The organism is Comamonas thiooxydans (assembly GCF_002157685.2).
GTDB lineage: Bacteria > Pseudomonadota > Gammaproteobacteria > Burkholderiales > Burkholderiaceae_C > Comamonas > Comamonas testosteroni_H.
The window spans coordinates 2,298,552-2,313,016 of record NZ_AP026738.1 but is presented as its reverse complement, the minus strand read 5'-3'; the positions used below and the strand labels follow the sequence as shown (position 1 = coordinate 2,313,016).

The window sequence follows — 14,465 nt, the reverse complement described above, 5'->3', positions numbered from 1 at the left end:
CTAGATCCTTGCGAGCATGAAAAAACAAATCGCCCCGATTGCACCGATCAGCGCAAAAGCAGCGTGGACGGCGACAACCAGGGCGACGATCAACATGGCGAAGCCTTAGATCTTGGCGATGATGCGCTTGACGATCGCAGGGCCCTTCAAGTAGAGCGCGATACCCACGATGATCACGCCCATGGCGAGAACCTTGACGTTGATCCCGGACAGATCGACAGCGTCAAACAGATCATCCAGGCCTGCAGCGTGAGACGATGCAACGGCCAAGGCACCCGCAGAACCTGCAACGACCTTGGCACCGTACTGACGGGCGATAGAACGAGTTTTATTGAACATGATTTCTCCTGAAAAGATCGGTGCGAACTTGCACCAGGGAGCAGGCACAGCGCCCGCTCTCGGCTGCAATCTCAAGCCTTGCGGATCATCGCTATCACGACGCCAAGCACGTAGCCGACCAGGGCCAGAGAGAACACGATGCCGAACCCCAGGGTCACAGACTTGGCGATGCTCTCGGGCGTGATGCCCAGCGCGGCAAAGTCTTGAACGGTGATTTCCGTTATCGCGACCTGGTTGCCGGGCTGACATGGGCTTTCGACCTGGGTGCAAATGAAGTAAGTCATTGGCGTTCAAACGGCATCAGTACTCAGTCGCATCAGGCAAGTCTTCAACCCATTCGACATAGGGTCGAATGTTGTTGGAGCCACAAACAGGACAGCCACACTGCACAACTTCATCGACGGTAAAGCCAAGGTTGATTTCGTGGCACTCATCGCAGCAGGCCGTGTCGTCTTCGAGTTCTCTGCTCATGGGGATACCTCATCAAAGTTCGTCCAGGTCAATGACCTGGGCCTTGTGGAATGAATCAACGTGATCCGCGATCATTTCGACAGCGGTTTCCATGTCGTCCACAGTGCAGGCATCACGCAAGAGCAGCACCCAGCGCGGCTGGCCGTCATCTGGGTCAGGAGAGAGGAAAGCGCCGGTAAATGCCGACTGGATCACGTAGCGGGACATGCTTAAGCAGCCTTCCCGGATGCCTTGGGCTTGATGTCCACCAGCACGAGCTTGGAGGACTGATCAGCGCCTGCAGCCATTTCAAAGACGCAATCAACGGCAACACCCCCAACCGGCCACGAGTTCTTCAAGTGCTTCCACTTGCCGTACTCGGCAGAGGTGCCCATCTTGAAAGGTCGAGTGACTTGGCCCAGGCTTTCGCCGTTCTGGCTATCCGGCAGGTCGACGGCCAGATGGAACGTGGTCGAGTCGAAGGCGCGGCCCTCGTAATCGCCTTTGCTGGACTTGATGCCAGTGAGTACACCTTGTGCTTGAAAACGCATGTTGATTCCTTGGTTTAGGCATTAGGCAAATGCCGGACTAGCCCGCCCACTGCTAGCCAGCTTGGTAAAGACACGTTGATATGCGGCCTCTATGTCGGCCATGCCGAATTTCCTGAGGCGGTTTGGCAGCTTGTTTTCAAACTCTTTGAAAAGGCTGTGCATCTGCTCTCTGGGCAGGTTGATGAAGGCCAAGACAGCCGACGCACCAGCGGTATTCATGAACCAGCGCGCATTGCGCGTCACTTCGGCGTCGATGGTTTGAATCTGGACTTGCTTCTCGCACTTGACGGGTTCAGGAATGGCCTGAGCGCCCAGCTCTCGCAAGATGGATGCATGCCAGTCGCTGGCACCGGCAAAGAAGTCAGCAGGACGGCGCAGCATGTCGGGCAGCAGCACACGCTTTTGGTTGCCGTAGCGCAGCTCGACGCGGATCCATTGCGAGTCATCCTCTTTGCCGAAAAGCTGCTTGCCCTTCTCGTAGATGTTGGTGAGCTTGCCCCCGGCCCGAGAGCCAAGATAGAAACTACGACCCTTCTTTTTGGAAAGGTAGCTGCCTGAAACGTCCTCATCAGGACGATGGCCGAGGTGATCCATCAAGCCAGAGCGGTACTCTTCAAAGAAGCGCTCAAAGACGTCGCCATGGCCCTTGTCGCTCATACCGTCCATGAAGTCGGCAGCCAAGTCGATGCGCGTGATGACGCCGCGATGATCTTCGATGTAATCAGCCATGACCTGGGGCCAGCCGCGCTGCGCAAATGTGCAGGCCATGCCTTCCAGATTTACGTGCAGCGTGTTGTTTTGGTTCTCGGCACGCTTGCCGTTATTCGTGGCCAGGAAACCCACCCAGCCGACCGGATGACCCTTGCGCAGAATGTCGATGCGGAAGCGGTAGAAGTCCTTGCCCTTTTGAATCAGAGGATCTGCGGTGAAGTCCTGGCCGAGGATTTCCGCGACCTCCTCTGCCAGGGTGAATGCCTGCGAGCTGGCCTGATAGTCTGGGTCGGGCAAGTCCTTGAGCAGGTTCACCACACGCTGACGGCGTTGCTTGACTTCGGCATGCGCAGCGGCGCGGCGGTTCTCACTCCATCCATCGCGCTCGGCCATGTAGTCGATAGATCCATCCGGCTCAGGAAACAGCAGCTCAACACTTGGGACTGGTGCATGACGGCGGTTCACTGTGAAGCGCAGCCAGTCGATATGGATGTAAGACCACTCTTCAACTTTTGCCGCATGCAAGCGCACCTTGATTTCGCGGTTGTTGACCAGGACTAGATCGTTTTGGCGCTTGCTCATACGCCCTGCCCTGTAGAAGTTGTCCCCGTGTTACCTACGGGGACAGAAGATGAATAAGCCGGTGCGTACCCACCAAAATTGATAGCAGCGGGAGCAGCTGCGGACGTATCCCCGCAAGCGGGGCCCCTCGCCGCAGCAGCTCGCGCTTGCAAGACGATCACGAGGTTCTGACGGGTCAGGAAGTCGGCAATGGATTGCCATTGAGCACGATTGCGGGTCATACGCGCCCCCAACCAGGAGCGCCAGAGCAGTAAGCGCCGGAAATCAAATACCCGGCTTCACGCTTGCACTCATGGCACCAAAATTTCGTCCAAGAATGCGAAGGGCCATACCTTTTGGATACGGCTTCAAAGTTGCGGCGGGTTTTCTCAAGAAAGCGAGCCTGCTCCGACTGGTAGGACTGATAGGCCTGAGGCTCATACATGCCGCCAGAGCCTGGAGTGCGCTCAATCAAGGTAATCATGAGCCTGCCCCCTTGCGTGCCTTAAAGCGCTGAACCGCTTCAACAACACAACCAATAGCCAGAAGCACAAACAGGGCAATGCCGAACGCCAAAACAATGAGGGCTTGAGCGCGAAAGGCCCATTCAGCGAAGAAAAGGAATGTGCTCATGCGCGCCCCAGACGGTGATCTACGAAGCGCATGTAAACACGCAACGCCGCCTGACACTCTCGATAGCTCGGATAGTCAGGGCTAGATGGCATGCCGTCCAAGCGGGCCAGCTCAGCAAAGAGCCAGTCCACGTACTCACCGATTGGGCGATAAATGGTGCCCTCCACCTGGTCGACCTGGGCGGAAGCCGTCTTAAGATCAGCAGCTTCTAAAGAGGGAGAAGCCGCCGTGGGATTTATCGGATTGGGTCTGCTGTTGCCGTTAATAGCAGCCGGAATAGGACTACTGCTCACGTACTGGGTGCTGTACTCAGCTATCAAAGCAGGTGTCAGAGACGGAGTTTCAGAGGCGAGATTCAAGCTACCCGCTGCACCATCGGCACAAGCTCCATCTGCGCCGCCTGGGTTCAAATGGGTTCTGATGCCAGACAAGCCGACAGCCGGCAATGCGCGGCTAGATGACTTGCGGATCGATTGAGGAGTGGTGCCCTCCACCTGATCGACCTGGGCGGAAGCCGCCAGGCGAGCGCTTCGGTCTTTTTGACCAGGCGGAGGACTTATTGGGGACGTGTGAACGGTTTTAGACATGCTGGCGGCTCCTAGGTTTTTCTCAGGAGCCGCCTAGCTCTGCTTCTGGCGGTAGGGCGTGCTGTTGATCACTGCATCTGCCCGAGCTGGTTGGCTCCTGCTTAGAATCAGCACACACCTCACAAAGGTGTACACAATTAATTCGTGTATCAATTAGTACACGAATTCATGGTGTAGTCAACAACTTAATTGGTGTAAACGACAGGAGCGACCATGTCCGTGAAAGCCTTGATAGACAAAGCGATAGAACAAGCCGGTAGCCAGGCCAAGCTGGCCGAGATGATGGGAGTAAAGCAACAACACATCAGCGCTTGGAAAACAGGGGTTCGCACCTGCACGATGCCAACGCGCATACAACTGTGCGAGATAACTGGCTATGACCTAAAAACAGCCCTCCTAGAGCAAGTCATAGAAGGGCTAGACGAGAGCGACGAAACTCAAAAAGGCGCCAAGGAAATGATCCAAGCTATGCTTGACGCGTTCCCCAACCGTTCGTAATTCATTCGGAGACCTTGTATGTCCATGTTGAAAGGCAAAACCGCTCTCGTGACGGGATCGACCAGCGGAATCGGCCTAGGTATCGCAATCGCCCTGGCACGCCAGGGTGCCAATATCGTGCTCAACGGCTTTGGCGATGTCGAAGCACCACGCGCCCAGGTGCTTGATGCCGGCAAAGCGGCCGGTATCGAAGTCGGCTACCACGGAGCAGACATGAGCAAGGCCACCGACATTGAAGCCATGATGAAATACGCCGCCGCCGAATTCGGCCGCGTCGACATCCTGGTCAACAACGCCGGCATTCAGCATGTGGCCAAGGTGCAGGACTTCCCTGTGGAGAAGTGGGATGCCATCCTCGCCATCAACCTGAGCAGCGCCTTCCACACCACGCGCCTGGCCCTGCCCGCCATGCAGCAGGCCAACTGGGGCCGCATCATCAATGTGGCCTCGGTACACGGCCTGGTCGGCTCGGCCGAAAAATCGGCTTATGTCGCTGCAAAGCACGGCATCGTCGGCTTGACCAAGGTGACGGCGCTGGAAAACGCAACCACCGGCGTGACCTGCAACGCCATCTGCCCCGGCTGGGTGCTGACGCCGCTGGTACAAAAGCAGGTGGACGCGAAGGCTGCCGCCCAAGGCATCAGCAATGAAGACGCCACCAAGCAGTTGCTGGGAGAAAAAGAGCCTTCGATGCAGTTCACCACGCCCGAAGAGCTCGGCGAACTGGCCGTCTTCTTCTGCTCTGCCGCGGCCAACAATGTGCGCGGCGTGGCATGGAATATGGACGGTGGCTGGGCCGCACAATAAAAGCCGCTCGGCTCCGACGCATGCGTCTATCAATTAGATAGCATCCAGCACCTGCCAGGAAATATATTCAGCATCAAATCATGATGAAAATCAAAAAGGAGCAGCGCAAGCTGCTCCTTTTTTATACACGCCGCGCGGATCCGATCACTGCATCTGAATCGAGCCACCGACGCTGACTGTCACCTCGGTGCGATCCGCCTCCACCGGCACGGGCGCGGCATCCGCATAGCTGGCCTTGGCCATGCTCATCATGCGCGGGCGAGGCATGGGATGCCCGCCGCCACCGCTGCTGCTCACATCGACCTCGCGCAGGCTGTAGCCCGCAAAACCGAAGCTCTTGGAGATGGCCGCAGCACGCTGGCGGAAGCTCTCGATCGCCTTGGCCTGGGCCTCGCCCTCCACCTTTTCCCGTGCTTCGCGCGAGAGGCCGAAGCTCATGCTGGCCAGCGTCATGTCCTGCACCTTGGCCGCAGCCTGAGTGATGCGCACAAAGTCGCGCCCCTGCAGCACGATCTCTGCCTGGCCCTGCCAGCCTTCGATCTTGCCGTTGTTGCCATAACGCGGCGAGATGGAGAAATTGCCGGTGCTCAACTCCATCTGCCGACCTTGCGCATCGTTGCGCAGCGTGGTCATGGCGGACTCCACGATCTTCTGCAACTGGGACTGCACCGAAGCGGCATCGCGGCCGTCCTTGCTGGCCGACAGCGTCGCCGTCATCCAGTCCTGCTTGACCTCCACCGTGCCCTGGGCCGACAGCTGCACCACATTGGCGGGTCTTTGCATGTCACGAACGGCGCCCTGGGCCCATACATTGCCGCCGGCGCAGGCCGCAGCCAGCGCAAGTGCGGCGGCCGCGGCGCGAGAGGAAGAGGAAGAGGAAGACTTGGAAAATTGATTCATGCGGTTCACCCTTGTAAGTAAATCAGGCCATGCAGATACACATGCATTTCACCATTGCGCAAAGTCGCTGCAGCGCAGCATGTCAGCCCAGAGTGTGACTTTATGTACGAATACTCCACATTCGACACACCAACAGAACAAACACTGAAACAATAGTGCAAAATACTCTTGAAAAGTTCCTCATGAAACATTTATTGTTCCATTAATAAACGCAACAATCGTAACAAGCAGCAAGACTTGACCTTGTTTTGCTGGATTTTTTTGATCTAGCGATAACAATGGGCCAGTTACAAATAAATCGACAAGGACGATCATGGCAACGACGAACAACCGTACTGACAAGATCCTCGTGGTGGATGACGATGCACGCATCCGCGACCTGCTGCGCCGCTATCTGACGCAGGAAGGCTTCGAGATCATGATTGCCGAGGACGGCAAGGCGCTCAACCGCATCCTGCTGCGCGAGACTGTCGACCTGATCGTGCTGGATCTGATGATGCCCGGCGAGGATGGCCTGTCCATCTGCCGCCGCCTGCGCTCGGCCAATGACCGCACTCCCATCATCATGCTGACCGCCAAGGGCGAGGACGTGGACCGTATCGTGGGCCTGGAAGTGGGTGCCGACGACTATCTGGGCAAGCCCTTCAACCCCCGCGAACTGCTGGCCCGCATCCATGCCGTGCTGCGCCGCCGCCCGCCTCAGGAAGCACCGGGCGCGCCTTCTGGCGACAACGAGGTGGTGACCTTTGGCCCCTTCACCTTCGACCTGGGCACTCGCGTGCTGCAAAAAAATGGCGAGGAGTTGCCACTCACCACCGGCGAATTCGCCATGCTCAAGGCCCTGGTGCGCCACCCACGCCAGCCTCTGTCGCGCGAAAAGCTGGCCCTGCTGGCCCGTGGCCGCGAATTCGAGCCGTTTGACCGCAGCCTGGACGTGCAGGTTTCTCGCCTGCGCAAGCTGATCGAGGAAGACGCTGCCGCACCACGCTATATCCAGACCGTCTGGGGCGTGGGCTATGTGTTCGTACCCGATGGCATGAACTGATTCTGCCCGCCTCCATCGCAACAAGCCGCCCGCTGCGCGGCTTGTTGCGCTTGGGGGCTGGCCCATAAGTCAAGCTCTTTCAACAAACACCAGTAGATAGACACTTTTTGGACAAACCGTAACCCGTGTCGCCCATATTGGGCGTACCCTCGGGCCCAGTTATTTCCGCATTGCTGTTCATGAGCGCTTTTCACCATCCGCCGCCCGACGCCACCAGCCCCGTACCTCTGGAGTACGAGCGGCGCAGCACAGCTCGCTCCCCCGTGGGGCTGAACCTGTTCTGGCGTACTTTCTGCCTGCTGGCCCTGCTGCTGGTGGGCAGCATTCTGGCCTGGCTGCAGACACTGCGGGCACTGGATTTCGAGCCGCGCACGCTGCAGACGGCCAAGCAAGTAGCCTCTTTGGTCAACCTGAGTCGCGCTGCCCTCGAGCATTCGGACGCGATCAACCGCGTCTCCCTGATCAAGACCATGGCCGACCAGGAAGGCGTGCGCATTCTGCCCCGCGAGCCCGGCGACTCCTTCGAGCTGCTGGAGCAGAACGCGCTGGGCCAGAAGCTGACCGAGGAGCTGACCACCCGCCTGGGCTACGGCACCGTGGTGGCGCGCAGCGTCAACGGAGAACCCGGCCTGTGGGTGGGCTTCACCATCAACGGCGACCGCAACTGGATGCTGATGGACCAGTCGCGCTTCACTCCCGCCAGCGGCCAGACCTGGCTGATCTGGCTGATCACGGCCGCCCTGCTGTCGCTCATCGGCGCGGCCGCCATCGCCCGCCTGATCAACCGTCCACTCAAACAACTGTCCTATGCAGCCAATCGCGTGCGAGAGGGCGACTTTGACGCCAGCCAGCTCGACGAGGAGGCCGTGACCAGCGAAATCCGCGAAGTCAATATCGGCTTCAACCGCATGGCGCAGAAGCTGGCCAAGCTGGAGCAGGACCGTGCCGTGATGCTGGCTGGTATCTCCCACGACCTGCGCACGCCGCTCGCGCGGCTGCGTCTGGAAACCGAGATGAGCGTCTATGACGATGTGGCACGCGAGCATATGGTGGCCGACATCGTTCAACTGGACGCCACCATCGACAAATTCCTGGATTACGCCCGCCCCGATCATCGCGTCATGCTCAGCCCCGTGGATCTGCACGCCGTGGTTGCCTCCTGCGTCTATGCCGTGCAGGACCACCGTGAGCTGCAGATCACCATGAACGTGCCCGAAGATCTCTATGTCATGGCCGACGAGGTGGAGCTGGCGCGCGTGATCTCCAATCTCTTCGAGAATGCACGCCGCTACGGCAAGACCCCGTCCACCGACACCACCGAGGTGGACGTGGTTGCCAAGGAAAGCGAGAAATGGGTGGTCATCCGCATCCGCGACCATGGCAAGGGCGTGCCGGCCGAGCAACTGGCCAACCTGACCCAGCCCTTCTTCCGCGGCGACACGGCGCGCACGGCTGCCGCAGGTGCGGGCCTGGGCCTGTCCATCGTGGACAAGACGGTGCAGCGCATGGGCGGCATGTTTGCCCTTTCCAACTCATCGACGGGCGGCCTGGTCGCCCATCTGCAGCTGCAGCGCGCCATGGGTGTGACGGCCGGTGCGGCGCCCGAACAGCGCCTGCAGCGCCCCCAAGTCAAGCGCAATCTGCCGCGCGACAAGAAAGACGACGAGACTGCGGAAGACTGAATCGGCCCGCCTCCATGCACAATCGGCATCGCCTTTTCAACCATCTGCCGGAGAGTTCACCATGCAAGCCCGATGCCTGTGCAAAGCCGTTCTCGTCACCGCACCCGATACCCACGAAGTTCATGTCTGCCATTGCAGCATGTGCCGGCGCTGGGGAGAAGGCCCAGCCTTCACCCTGCATGGCGGCACGGCGGTGCAGACCAGCGGCCCCATCACACGCTATGCCTCCTCGCCCTGGGCCGAGCGTGCCTTCTGCAGCAGCTGCGGCACCCACCTCTTCTACTGCCTGCTGGCCAGCAACGAGCATTTTCTGTCGGCCGGGCTGTTTCAGGATGCCCAGGGGCTGACACTGGCACAGCAGATCTATATCGACGAGAAGCCCGACTATTACGCGCTGGCCAATGACACCCCGACCCTGACCGGGGCCGAGGTGCAAGCCCTCTACAGCGATTCATGACCGGCCTTCGCAGCGGCCATTGCGCCGAACGTGGCTAGGCAGTCCGTACCAGCAAGGCCACGGCACGAGCCTCCATGGCCTGCTGCTGACCCACAGGCCCCAGCTTCTCGGCTGTCTTGGCCTTGACGTTGACCTGTTCCACATCCAGCTCCAGCACCTGGGCAATGCGCTCGCGCATCTTCTCGATATGGGGTGCCAGCTTGGGCGCCTGAGCCACGATGGTGCTGTCAATATTGCCGATCTCGAAGCCCTTGGCGCGCACGCGCCTGGCAGCCTCGGCCAGTAGCACGGCCGAGTCCGCCCCCTTGAACTGCGCGTCGGTATCCGAGAAATGACGGCCGATATCGCCCAGCGCCGCGGCGCCGAACAAGGCGTCGGTGATTGCATGCAGCAGCACGTCGGCATCCGAATGACCGAGCAAGCCCAGGCTGTGAGGCACTTCGACACCGCCGAGAATCAGCTTGCGTCCAGGGACCAGGGCATGGACATCCCAGCCTTCACCAATACGAAAATTCATGAAAATTCCTTCCAAACCCTTGCCCACAAAGTACAAGCAGCTATCAAATTAAATACCATCTGCGCCAATCCGGCTCGGACACGGTCTTGCCAGCCGCCAAGACCTGTCGATGGCGAATCCGTCTAGCCACGCGCCTTGCGCTGCAGCAGCACGGCCTCGGCCAGCGCGAAGTCGTCGGGGTAGGTCACCTTGAAGTTCTGCGCACCGCCCGGCACCAGTCTGGGGGAGTGACCGGCCAGTTCCATGGCGCTGGCTTCGTCGGTCACGGCTGCGCCAGCCGCCTGCAGCGCAGCCAGCAAGGCTGCGATGCGGAACATCTGCGGCGTCTGTGCCAGCCATTTGTCGCTGCGCTCCACCGTCTGCGCCACACGCGCCGGGCCCGCACCGGCGGCCTGCTGCTTGAGGGTGTCAGGCAGCTTCAGCGCCAGCAGCCCCCCTACCGCATCCGGCAGACAGGCATCGATCAAGGCATTGACCTGCGCCGATGCGACCAGACAGCGCGCCGCATCATGCACCAGCACCCAGTCTTCGCCGCTGGCCCCCATGCGCAGCAACTCCTGCAGGCCGTTGCTCACGGTCTCGGCACGGGTGACTCCGCCGCAGGCAGCAATGCCGAGCCGAGCGTCCGTGGCGCGCCCCCGCCAGAAACCATCGGAAGCAGAGACCACCAGCAGCACCCGGTGCATGCGCTGCACCGCCAACATGGCGGCCAGCGTGTGCATGACCATGGGCTGGCCGGCAACGTTCTGGTATTGCTTGGGCAGCTCGGGGGCCGGGGAATCTGCAGCAATGGCGCGCAGACCGACGCCCGCGCAGGGAATCAGCCCCCAGCAACGGGGTGCAGATGCCGACGACGACGCCGCAGCAGCGTTTGCCTTGTCGTCCGTCATGGACTCAGGCGAGAAAAACCGATCTGTCATGCACAGTATTTTAAAATCACCATTTCGTCCGAAAGCGCGTGAGATCCATCGACGACCTGCTTTCGGCTTGCATCGCCTTGAGGTGTCCCCATTTTGAGTGAATGCGCCGCCAACCGTCAGCTCCGCGCTGATTGGGCTGTGAGCCCTGCCTCTGATGGCCGGACTCGCCCGCATTCAATCTGTCCCCGTTTTTTTGCATCCAGCCCGCACCTGTGCGCCGCTGCCTGCGCCCGTCTGTGAAAAACCATGCAACTGCCCAAGCTCACCCCCGGTAAACGCTTTCACCTGCCCCGCCCCGTTGGCAGCGCCGACGCGCTGTTGCTGGCCAGGCTGGGCGAGCGTGAAAAGCAGGACGGCCGGGTCACGGCCATCGTCACGGCCGATGCCGCCGATGCCCACCGCCTCATGGAGGAGATGGCTTTCTTCGCCCCCGAGCTGCGCTGCGCATTGTTTCCCGATTGGGAAACCCTGCCCTACGACAGCTTCTCGCCGCACCAGGATCTGATCAGCGAACGCCTGGCCACGCTGTGGCGCATCAACCAGCGCGACAAGCAGCATGGCGCCGATGTGGTCATCGTGCCCGCCACCACGGCCCTCTATCGCCTGGCCCCGCCCTCGTTTCTGGCCGGCTATACCTTTGAATTCAAGCAGGGCCAGAAGCTGGACGAGGCCAAGCTCAAGGCCCAGCTCACGCTGGCGGGCTACCAGCATGTGTCCCAGGTGGTCAGCCATGGCGAATACGCGGTACGCGGCGGTCTGATCGATCTGTTCCCCATGGGCTCGCTCCAGCCCTACCGCGTGGACCTGTTCGACGACGAGATCGACTCCATCCGCACCTTCGACCCCGACACCCAGCGCAGCCTCTACCCCGTGCCCGAGGTGCGCCTGCTGCCCGGCCGCGAATTCCCGATGGACGAGGAGGCGCGCGCCAAGTTCCGCAGCCGCTGGCGCGAGCTGCTCGAGGGCGACCCCACGCGCAGCCGCATCTACAAGGACATGGGTCTGGGCATTGCCACGGCCGGCATCGAGTACTACCTGCCGCTGTTCTTTGACGAAACGGCCACGGTCTTCGACTATCTGGGCGACGAGGCCACCGTGGTGCTGCATGGCGATCTGGAGCCGGCCTTCCAGCGCTTCTGGCAGGACACCAAGGATCGCTACCGCCTGGTGCAAGGCGACCCCGACCACCCGGCGCTGCCGCCCGAGACCCTGTTTCTCAGCGCCGACCAGTTCTATACCCGCAGCAAGGAGCATGCCCAGCTGGCCTTGCGCCCGGGCACCGAAGATGTGGCCGACAGCGCCATCTTCCAGAAGCTCGAAGACCTTTCCGTGCTACGCGGGGCCGATGACCCGCTGGCCAAGCTGCAAAAACATATAGCAGCTGGCGCAAGCCGGGTATTGCTTCTGGCCGAATCCGATGGCAGACGCGAGAGCCTGCTGGACTTTTTCCGCGCCTCGGGCGTCAACCCGCCTGTGTTCGATTCTCTGGCCGAGTTCCAGGCCGATGCCACGGAAAAGGTCGGCATTGCCACCTCCAGCCTGATGACGGGCTTTGCCTGGGTCGAGGAAGGCCTGGACTTCGTCACCGAAACCGAGCTGTTCGCCAGCAGCCCCACAGGCCGCCGTCGCCGCCGACAGGAGCAAGTCAGCGATGTGGAAGCCCTGATCAAGGACCTGTCCGAGCTCAAGGTGGGCGACCCCATCGTCCATGCCGACCACGGCATCGGCCGCTATCGCGGGCTGATCAATATGGACATGGGCCAGAAGAACCCGGACGGCACGCCCGCGTTTCAGGAGTTTCTGCATCTGGAATATGCGGCCGACGCCGTGCTCTATGTGCCCGTCAGCCAGTTGCACCTGATCAGCCGCTACACCGGCGTCTCGCCCGACGATGCGCCGCTGCACAAGCTGGGCGGCACGCAATGGGAAAAAGCCAAGCGCAAGGCCGCCGAACAGGTGCGCGACTCCGCCGCCGAGCTGCTCAATATCTACGCCCGCCGCGCCGCACGCCAGGGCCATGCCTTCCGCTTCCCCACGGCCGACTACGAGCAGTTTGTGGCCGACTTCGGCTTCGAGGAAACAGCCGACCAGCGCGCCGCCATCCACGCCGTGGTGCAGGACATGATCAGCCCCCAGCCCATGGACCGCCTTGTCTGTGGCGATGTGGGTTTTGGCAAGACCGAGGTCGCGCTGCGTGCGGCCTTTGTGGCAGCCATGGGCGGCAAGCAGGTCGCCTTCCTGGCCCCCACCACGCTTCTGGCCGAGCAGCATTACCAGACCCTGGTGGACCGCTTCTCCAAATGGCCAATCAAGGTGGCCGAGGTGTCGCGCTTTCGCTCGGGCAAGGAGATCACGGCGGCCATCAAGGGCATCTCGGACGGTACGGTGGATATCGTGGTCGGCACGCACAAGCTGCTGTCCGAGTCCACGCAGTTCAAGAACCTGGGCCTGCTCATCATCGACGAGGAGCACCGCTTTGGCGTGCGCCACAAGGAGGCCATGAAGGCCATGCGTGCCGAGGTCGATGTGCTGACGCTGACGGCCACCCCGATTCCGCGCACCATGGGCATGGCACTGGAGGGGCTGCGCGATCTGTCGGTGATCGCCACGGCGCCGCAGCGGCGCCTGGCCATCAAGACCTTTGTGCGCAACGAGGGCACGGGCGTGATTCGCGAAGCCGTGCTGCGCGAGCTCAAGCGCGGTGGACAGATCTACTTCCTGCACAACGAGGTCGAGACCATAGAGAACCGCAAGCAGAAGCTGGAGGAAATCCTGCCCGAGGCGCGCATCGCCGTGGCCCACGGCCAGATGCCCGAGCGCGAGCTGGAGCGCGTGATGCGCGATTTCGTCGCCCAGCGCTACAACATATTGCTGTGCTCGACCATCATCGAGACCGGCATCGACGTGCCATCGGCCAACACCATTCTCATCAGCCGCGCCGACAAGTTCGGTCTGGCCCAGCTTCACCAGCTGCGCGGCCGCGTGGGACGCAGCCACCATCAGGCCTATGCCTATCTGATGGTGCCGGACCTGGACGGCCTGACCAAACAGGCCCAGCAGCGACTGGAGGCCATCCAGCAGATGGAGGAGCTGGGCTCGGGCTTCTATCTGGCCATGCATGACCTGGAGATCCGTGGCGCCGGCGAGGTGCTGGGCGAAAACCAGAGCGGCAATATGATGGAAGTGGGCTTTCAGCTCTATAACGAGATGCTGTCCGAAGCCGTGCGCAGCCTCAAGGCCGGCAAGGAACCCGATCTGCTCTCGCCGCTGTCGGCATCCACCGACATCAACCTGCACGCCCCGGCCCTGTTGCCCAACGACTACTGCGGCGATGTGCATCTGCGCCTGTCCTTCTACAAGAAGCTGGCCACGGCCAAGACCGCCGATCAGATCGATACCCTGCTCGAGGAAATCGTGGATCGTTTCGGCAAGCTGCCGCCCCAGGCACAGACCCTGATCGATGTGCACCGCCTGCGCGTGCTGAGCCAGCCCTATGGTGTGGTCAAGGTCGATGCCGCCCCCGGCGTGATCAATATCAGCTTCAAGCCCCAGCCGCCGATCGATCCCATGAACATCATTCACCTGATCCAGAAGAACAAGCACATCAAGCTGGCGGGCAACGAGAAACTGCGCATCGAAAAAGAGCTGGAGAACCCCAAGGACCGTGCCCAGATGGTGCGCGATGTGCTGCGCAGCCTGGGCCAGCCGCTCAAGAACGAAACTGCCGTCCATGCCTGACAAGGCTGCTGGCAACGCCAGCAGGGCTATTGAGGCCAGTCCGATGCAGACGGTGCAAGATGGCGACGG

At 60.9% G+C, this 14,465-nt stretch carries 17 protein-coding genes; 6 read left to right on the top strand and 11 right to left on the bottom strand.

The genetic code is table 11. The features are described from left to right. Nucleotides 1-105 precede the first annotated feature (105 nt). From CTR2_RS10690 to CTR2_RS10655, 8 genes are all read right to left on the bottom strand, one after another. Complete coding sequence (locus tag CTR2_RS10690; protein WP_087084109.1) at nt 106-339, bottom strand: hypothetical protein; 234 nt, start codon at nt 337-339, stop codon at nt 106-108. A 71-nt stretch (nt 340-410) separates the two neighbouring features. Further along, entirely contained in the window at nt 411-623 is a 213-nt protein-coding gene (locus CTR2_RS10685; RefSeq protein ID WP_087084110.1) for a hypothetical protein, read from the bottom strand. Nucleotides 624-639: 16 nt separating this feature from the next. Next, nucleotides 640-810 carry a hypothetical protein gene (locus CTR2_RS10680; protein WP_176391670.1) on the bottom strand — a complete coding sequence of 57 codons (171 nt, stop codon included), beginning with the start codon at nt 808-810 and terminating at the stop codon, nt 640-642. A 12-nt stretch (nt 811-822) separates the two neighbouring features. Then, complete coding sequence (locus CTR2_RS10675) at nt 823-1,017, bottom strand: hypothetical protein (RefSeq protein ID WP_087084111.1); 195 nt, start codon at nt 1,015-1,017, stop codon at nt 823-825. A gap of 2 nt (nt 1,018-1,019) precedes the next feature. Beyond that, nucleotides 1,020-1,340 (bottom strand): hypothetical protein, encoded by a 321-nt coding sequence (locus tag CTR2_RS10670; protein WP_087084112.1) that lies wholly within the window; start codon nt 1,338-1,340, stop codon nt 1,020-1,022. Nucleotides 1,341-1,361: 21 nt separating this feature from the next. After that, nucleotides 1,362-2,633 (bottom strand): replication initiation factor domain-containing protein, encoded by a 1,272-nt coding sequence (locus tag CTR2_RS10665; RefSeq protein WP_087084113.1) that lies wholly within the window; start codon nt 2,631-2,633, stop codon nt 1,362-1,364. Between the two features lie 459 nt (nt 2,634-3,092). Further along, nucleotides 3,093-3,245, bottom strand: coding sequence for a hypothetical protein (locus CTR2_RS10660; RefSeq protein WP_176391671.1), 153 nt, complete (start codon nt 3,243-3,245; stop codon nt 3,093-3,095). After that, nucleotides 3,242-3,832: a hypothetical protein gene (locus tag CTR2_RS10655; RefSeq protein ID WP_140401054.1), complete on the bottom strand. Its 591-nt coding sequence runs from the start codon at nt 3,830-3,832 to the stop codon at nt 3,242-3,244. Before CTR2_RS10655 ends, CTR2_RS10660 begins: the two co-directional genes overlap by 4 nt. Nucleotides 3,833-4,045: 213 nt before the next feature. On the opposite strand from CTR2_RS10655, the gene CTR2_RS10650 reads away from it, so the two are divergent. Together CTR2_RS10650 and CTR2_RS10645 are read left to right on the top strand one after the other, a co-directional pair. Then, nucleotides 4,046-4,330 carry a YdaS family helix-turn-helix protein gene (locus CTR2_RS10650; RefSeq protein ID WP_087084115.1) on the top strand — a complete coding sequence of 95 codons (285 nt, stop codon included), beginning with the start codon at nt 4,046-4,048 and terminating at the stop codon, nt 4,328-4,330. Nucleotides 4,331-4,354: 24 nt separating this feature from the next. Further along, nucleotides 4,355-5,137 (top strand): 3-hydroxybutyrate dehydrogenase, encoded by a 783-nt coding sequence (locus CTR2_RS10645; protein WP_034352209.1) that lies wholly within the window; start codon nt 4,355-4,357, stop codon nt 5,135-5,137. Between the two features lie 144 nt (nt 5,138-5,281). Here CTR2_RS10645 and CTR2_RS10640 read toward each other — a convergent pair whose 3' ends face one another. After that, the gene (locus tag CTR2_RS10640; protein WP_087084116.1) at nt 5,282-6,037 is read right to left on the bottom strand and encodes an SIMPL domain-containing protein; all 756 of its coding nucleotides are present in this window, start codon (nt 6,035-6,037) and stop codon (nt 5,282-5,284) included. 313 nt (nt 6,038-6,350) lie between these two features. Here CTR2_RS10640 and ompR point away from each other — a divergent pair, with 313 nt between their 5' ends. From ompR to CTR2_RS10625, 3 genes are all read left to right on the top strand, one after another. Further along, the gene (gene ompR / locus CTR2_RS10635) at nt 6,351-7,082 is read left to right on the top strand and encodes an osmolarity response regulator transcription factor OmpR (RefSeq protein WP_003055820.1); all 732 of its coding nucleotides are present in this window, start codon (nt 6,351-6,353) and stop codon (nt 7,080-7,082) included. Between the two features lie 179 nt (nt 7,083-7,261). After that, nucleotides 7,262-8,764 (top strand): sensor histidine kinase, encoded by a 1,503-nt coding sequence (locus tag CTR2_RS10630; RefSeq protein WP_087084647.1) that lies wholly within the window; start codon nt 7,262-7,264, stop codon nt 8,762-8,764. 61 nt (nt 8,765-8,825) lie between these two features. Then, the gene (locus CTR2_RS10625) at nt 8,826-9,221 is read left to right on the top strand and encodes a GFA family protein (protein ID WP_087084117.1); all 396 of its coding nucleotides are present in this window, start codon (nt 8,826-8,828) and stop codon (nt 9,219-9,221) included. A gap of 34 nt (nt 9,222-9,255) precedes the next feature. On the opposite strand, the gene ispF is transcribed toward CTR2_RS10625, so the two are convergent. Beyond that, on the bottom strand, nt 9,256-9,738 hold the full coding sequence (gene ispF, locus CTR2_RS10620; protein WP_003070287.1) for a 2-C-methyl-D-erythritol 2,4-cyclodiphosphate synthase: 483 nt from the start codon (nt 9,736-9,738) through the stop codon (nt 9,256-9,258). A 122-nt stretch (nt 9,739-9,860) separates the two neighbouring features. Beyond that, nucleotides 9,861-10,628, bottom strand: a complete 768-nt coding sequence (gene ispD / locus CTR2_RS10615) for a 2-C-methyl-D-erythritol 4-phosphate cytidylyltransferase (protein WP_087084118.1) — start codon at nt 10,626-10,628, stop codon at nt 9,861-9,863. Between the two features lie 276 nt (nt 10,629-10,904). Between ispD and mfd the strand changes: the two genes are divergently transcribed. Beyond that, complete coding sequence (gene mfd / locus CTR2_RS10610) at nt 10,905-14,396, top strand: transcription-repair coupling factor (RefSeq protein WP_087084119.1); 3,492 nt, start codon at nt 10,905-10,907, stop codon at nt 14,394-14,396. Nucleotides 14,397-14,465 lie beyond the last annotated feature (69 nt).

What these genes read in the sequence shown, in the direction of transcription:
- CTR2_RS10690 (WP_087084109.1), bottom strand. Translation starts at nt 339, where the DNA reads ATGTTCAATAAAACTCGTTCTATCGCCCGTCAGTACGGTGCCAAGGTC.
- CTR2_RS10685 (WP_087084110.1), bottom strand. Translation starts at nt 623, where the DNA reads ATGACTTACTTCATTTGCACCCAGGTCGAAAGCCCATGTCAGCCCGGC.
- CTR2_RS10680 (WP_176391670.1), bottom strand. Translation starts at nt 810, where the DNA reads ATGAGCAGAGAACTCGAAGACGACACGGCCTGCTGCGATGAGTGCCAC.
- CTR2_RS10675 (WP_087084111.1), bottom strand. Translation starts at nt 1,017, where the DNA reads ATGTCCCGCTACGTGATCCAGTCGGCATTTACCGGCGCTTTCCTCTCT.
- CTR2_RS10670 (WP_087084112.1), bottom strand. Translation starts at nt 1,340, where the DNA reads ATGCGTTTTCAAGCACAAGGTGTACTCACTGGCATCAAGTCCAGCAAA.
- CTR2_RS10665 (WP_087084113.1), bottom strand. Translation starts at nt 2,633, where the DNA reads ATGAGCAAGCGCCAAAACGATCTAGTCCTGGTCAACAACCGCGAAATC.
- CTR2_RS10660 (WP_176391671.1), bottom strand. Translation starts at nt 3,245, where the DNA reads ATGAGCACATTCCTTTTCTTCGCTGAATGGGCCTTTCGCGCTCAAGCC.
- CTR2_RS10655 (WP_140401054.1), bottom strand. Translation starts at nt 3,832, where the DNA reads ATGTCTAAAACCGTTCACACGTCCCCAATAAGTCCTCCGCCTGGTCAA.
- CTR2_RS10650 (WP_087084115.1), top strand. Translation starts at nt 4,046, where the DNA reads ATGTCCGTGAAAGCCTTGATAGACAAAGCGATAGAACAAGCCGGTAGC.
- CTR2_RS10645 (WP_034352209.1), top strand. Translation starts at nt 4,355, where the DNA reads ATGTTGAAAGGCAAAACCGCTCTCGTGACGGGATCGACCAGCGGAATC.
- CTR2_RS10640 (WP_087084116.1), bottom strand. Translation starts at nt 6,037, where the DNA reads ATGAATCAATTTTCCAAGTCTTCCTCTTCCTCTTCCTCTCGCGCCGCG.
- ompR (WP_003055820.1), top strand. Translation starts at nt 6,351, where the DNA reads ATGGCAACGACGAACAACCGTACTGACAAGATCCTCGTGGTGGATGAC.
- CTR2_RS10630 (WP_087084647.1), top strand. Translation starts at nt 7,262, where the DNA reads ATGAGCGCTTTTCACCATCCGCCGCCCGACGCCACCAGCCCCGTACCT.
- CTR2_RS10625 (WP_087084117.1), top strand. Translation starts at nt 8,826, where the DNA reads ATGCAAGCCCGATGCCTGTGCAAAGCCGTTCTCGTCACCGCACCCGAT.
- ispF (WP_003070287.1), bottom strand. Translation starts at nt 9,738, where the DNA reads ATGAATTTTCGTATTGGTGAAGGCTGGGATGTCCATGCCCTGGTCCCT.
- ispD (WP_087084118.1), bottom strand. Translation starts at nt 10,628, where the DNA reads ATGACGGACGACAAGGCAAACGCTGCTGCGGCGTCGTCGTCGGCATCT.
- mfd (WP_087084119.1), top strand. Translation starts at nt 10,905, where the DNA reads ATGCAACTGCCCAAGCTCACCCCCGGTAAACGCTTTCACCTGCCCCGC.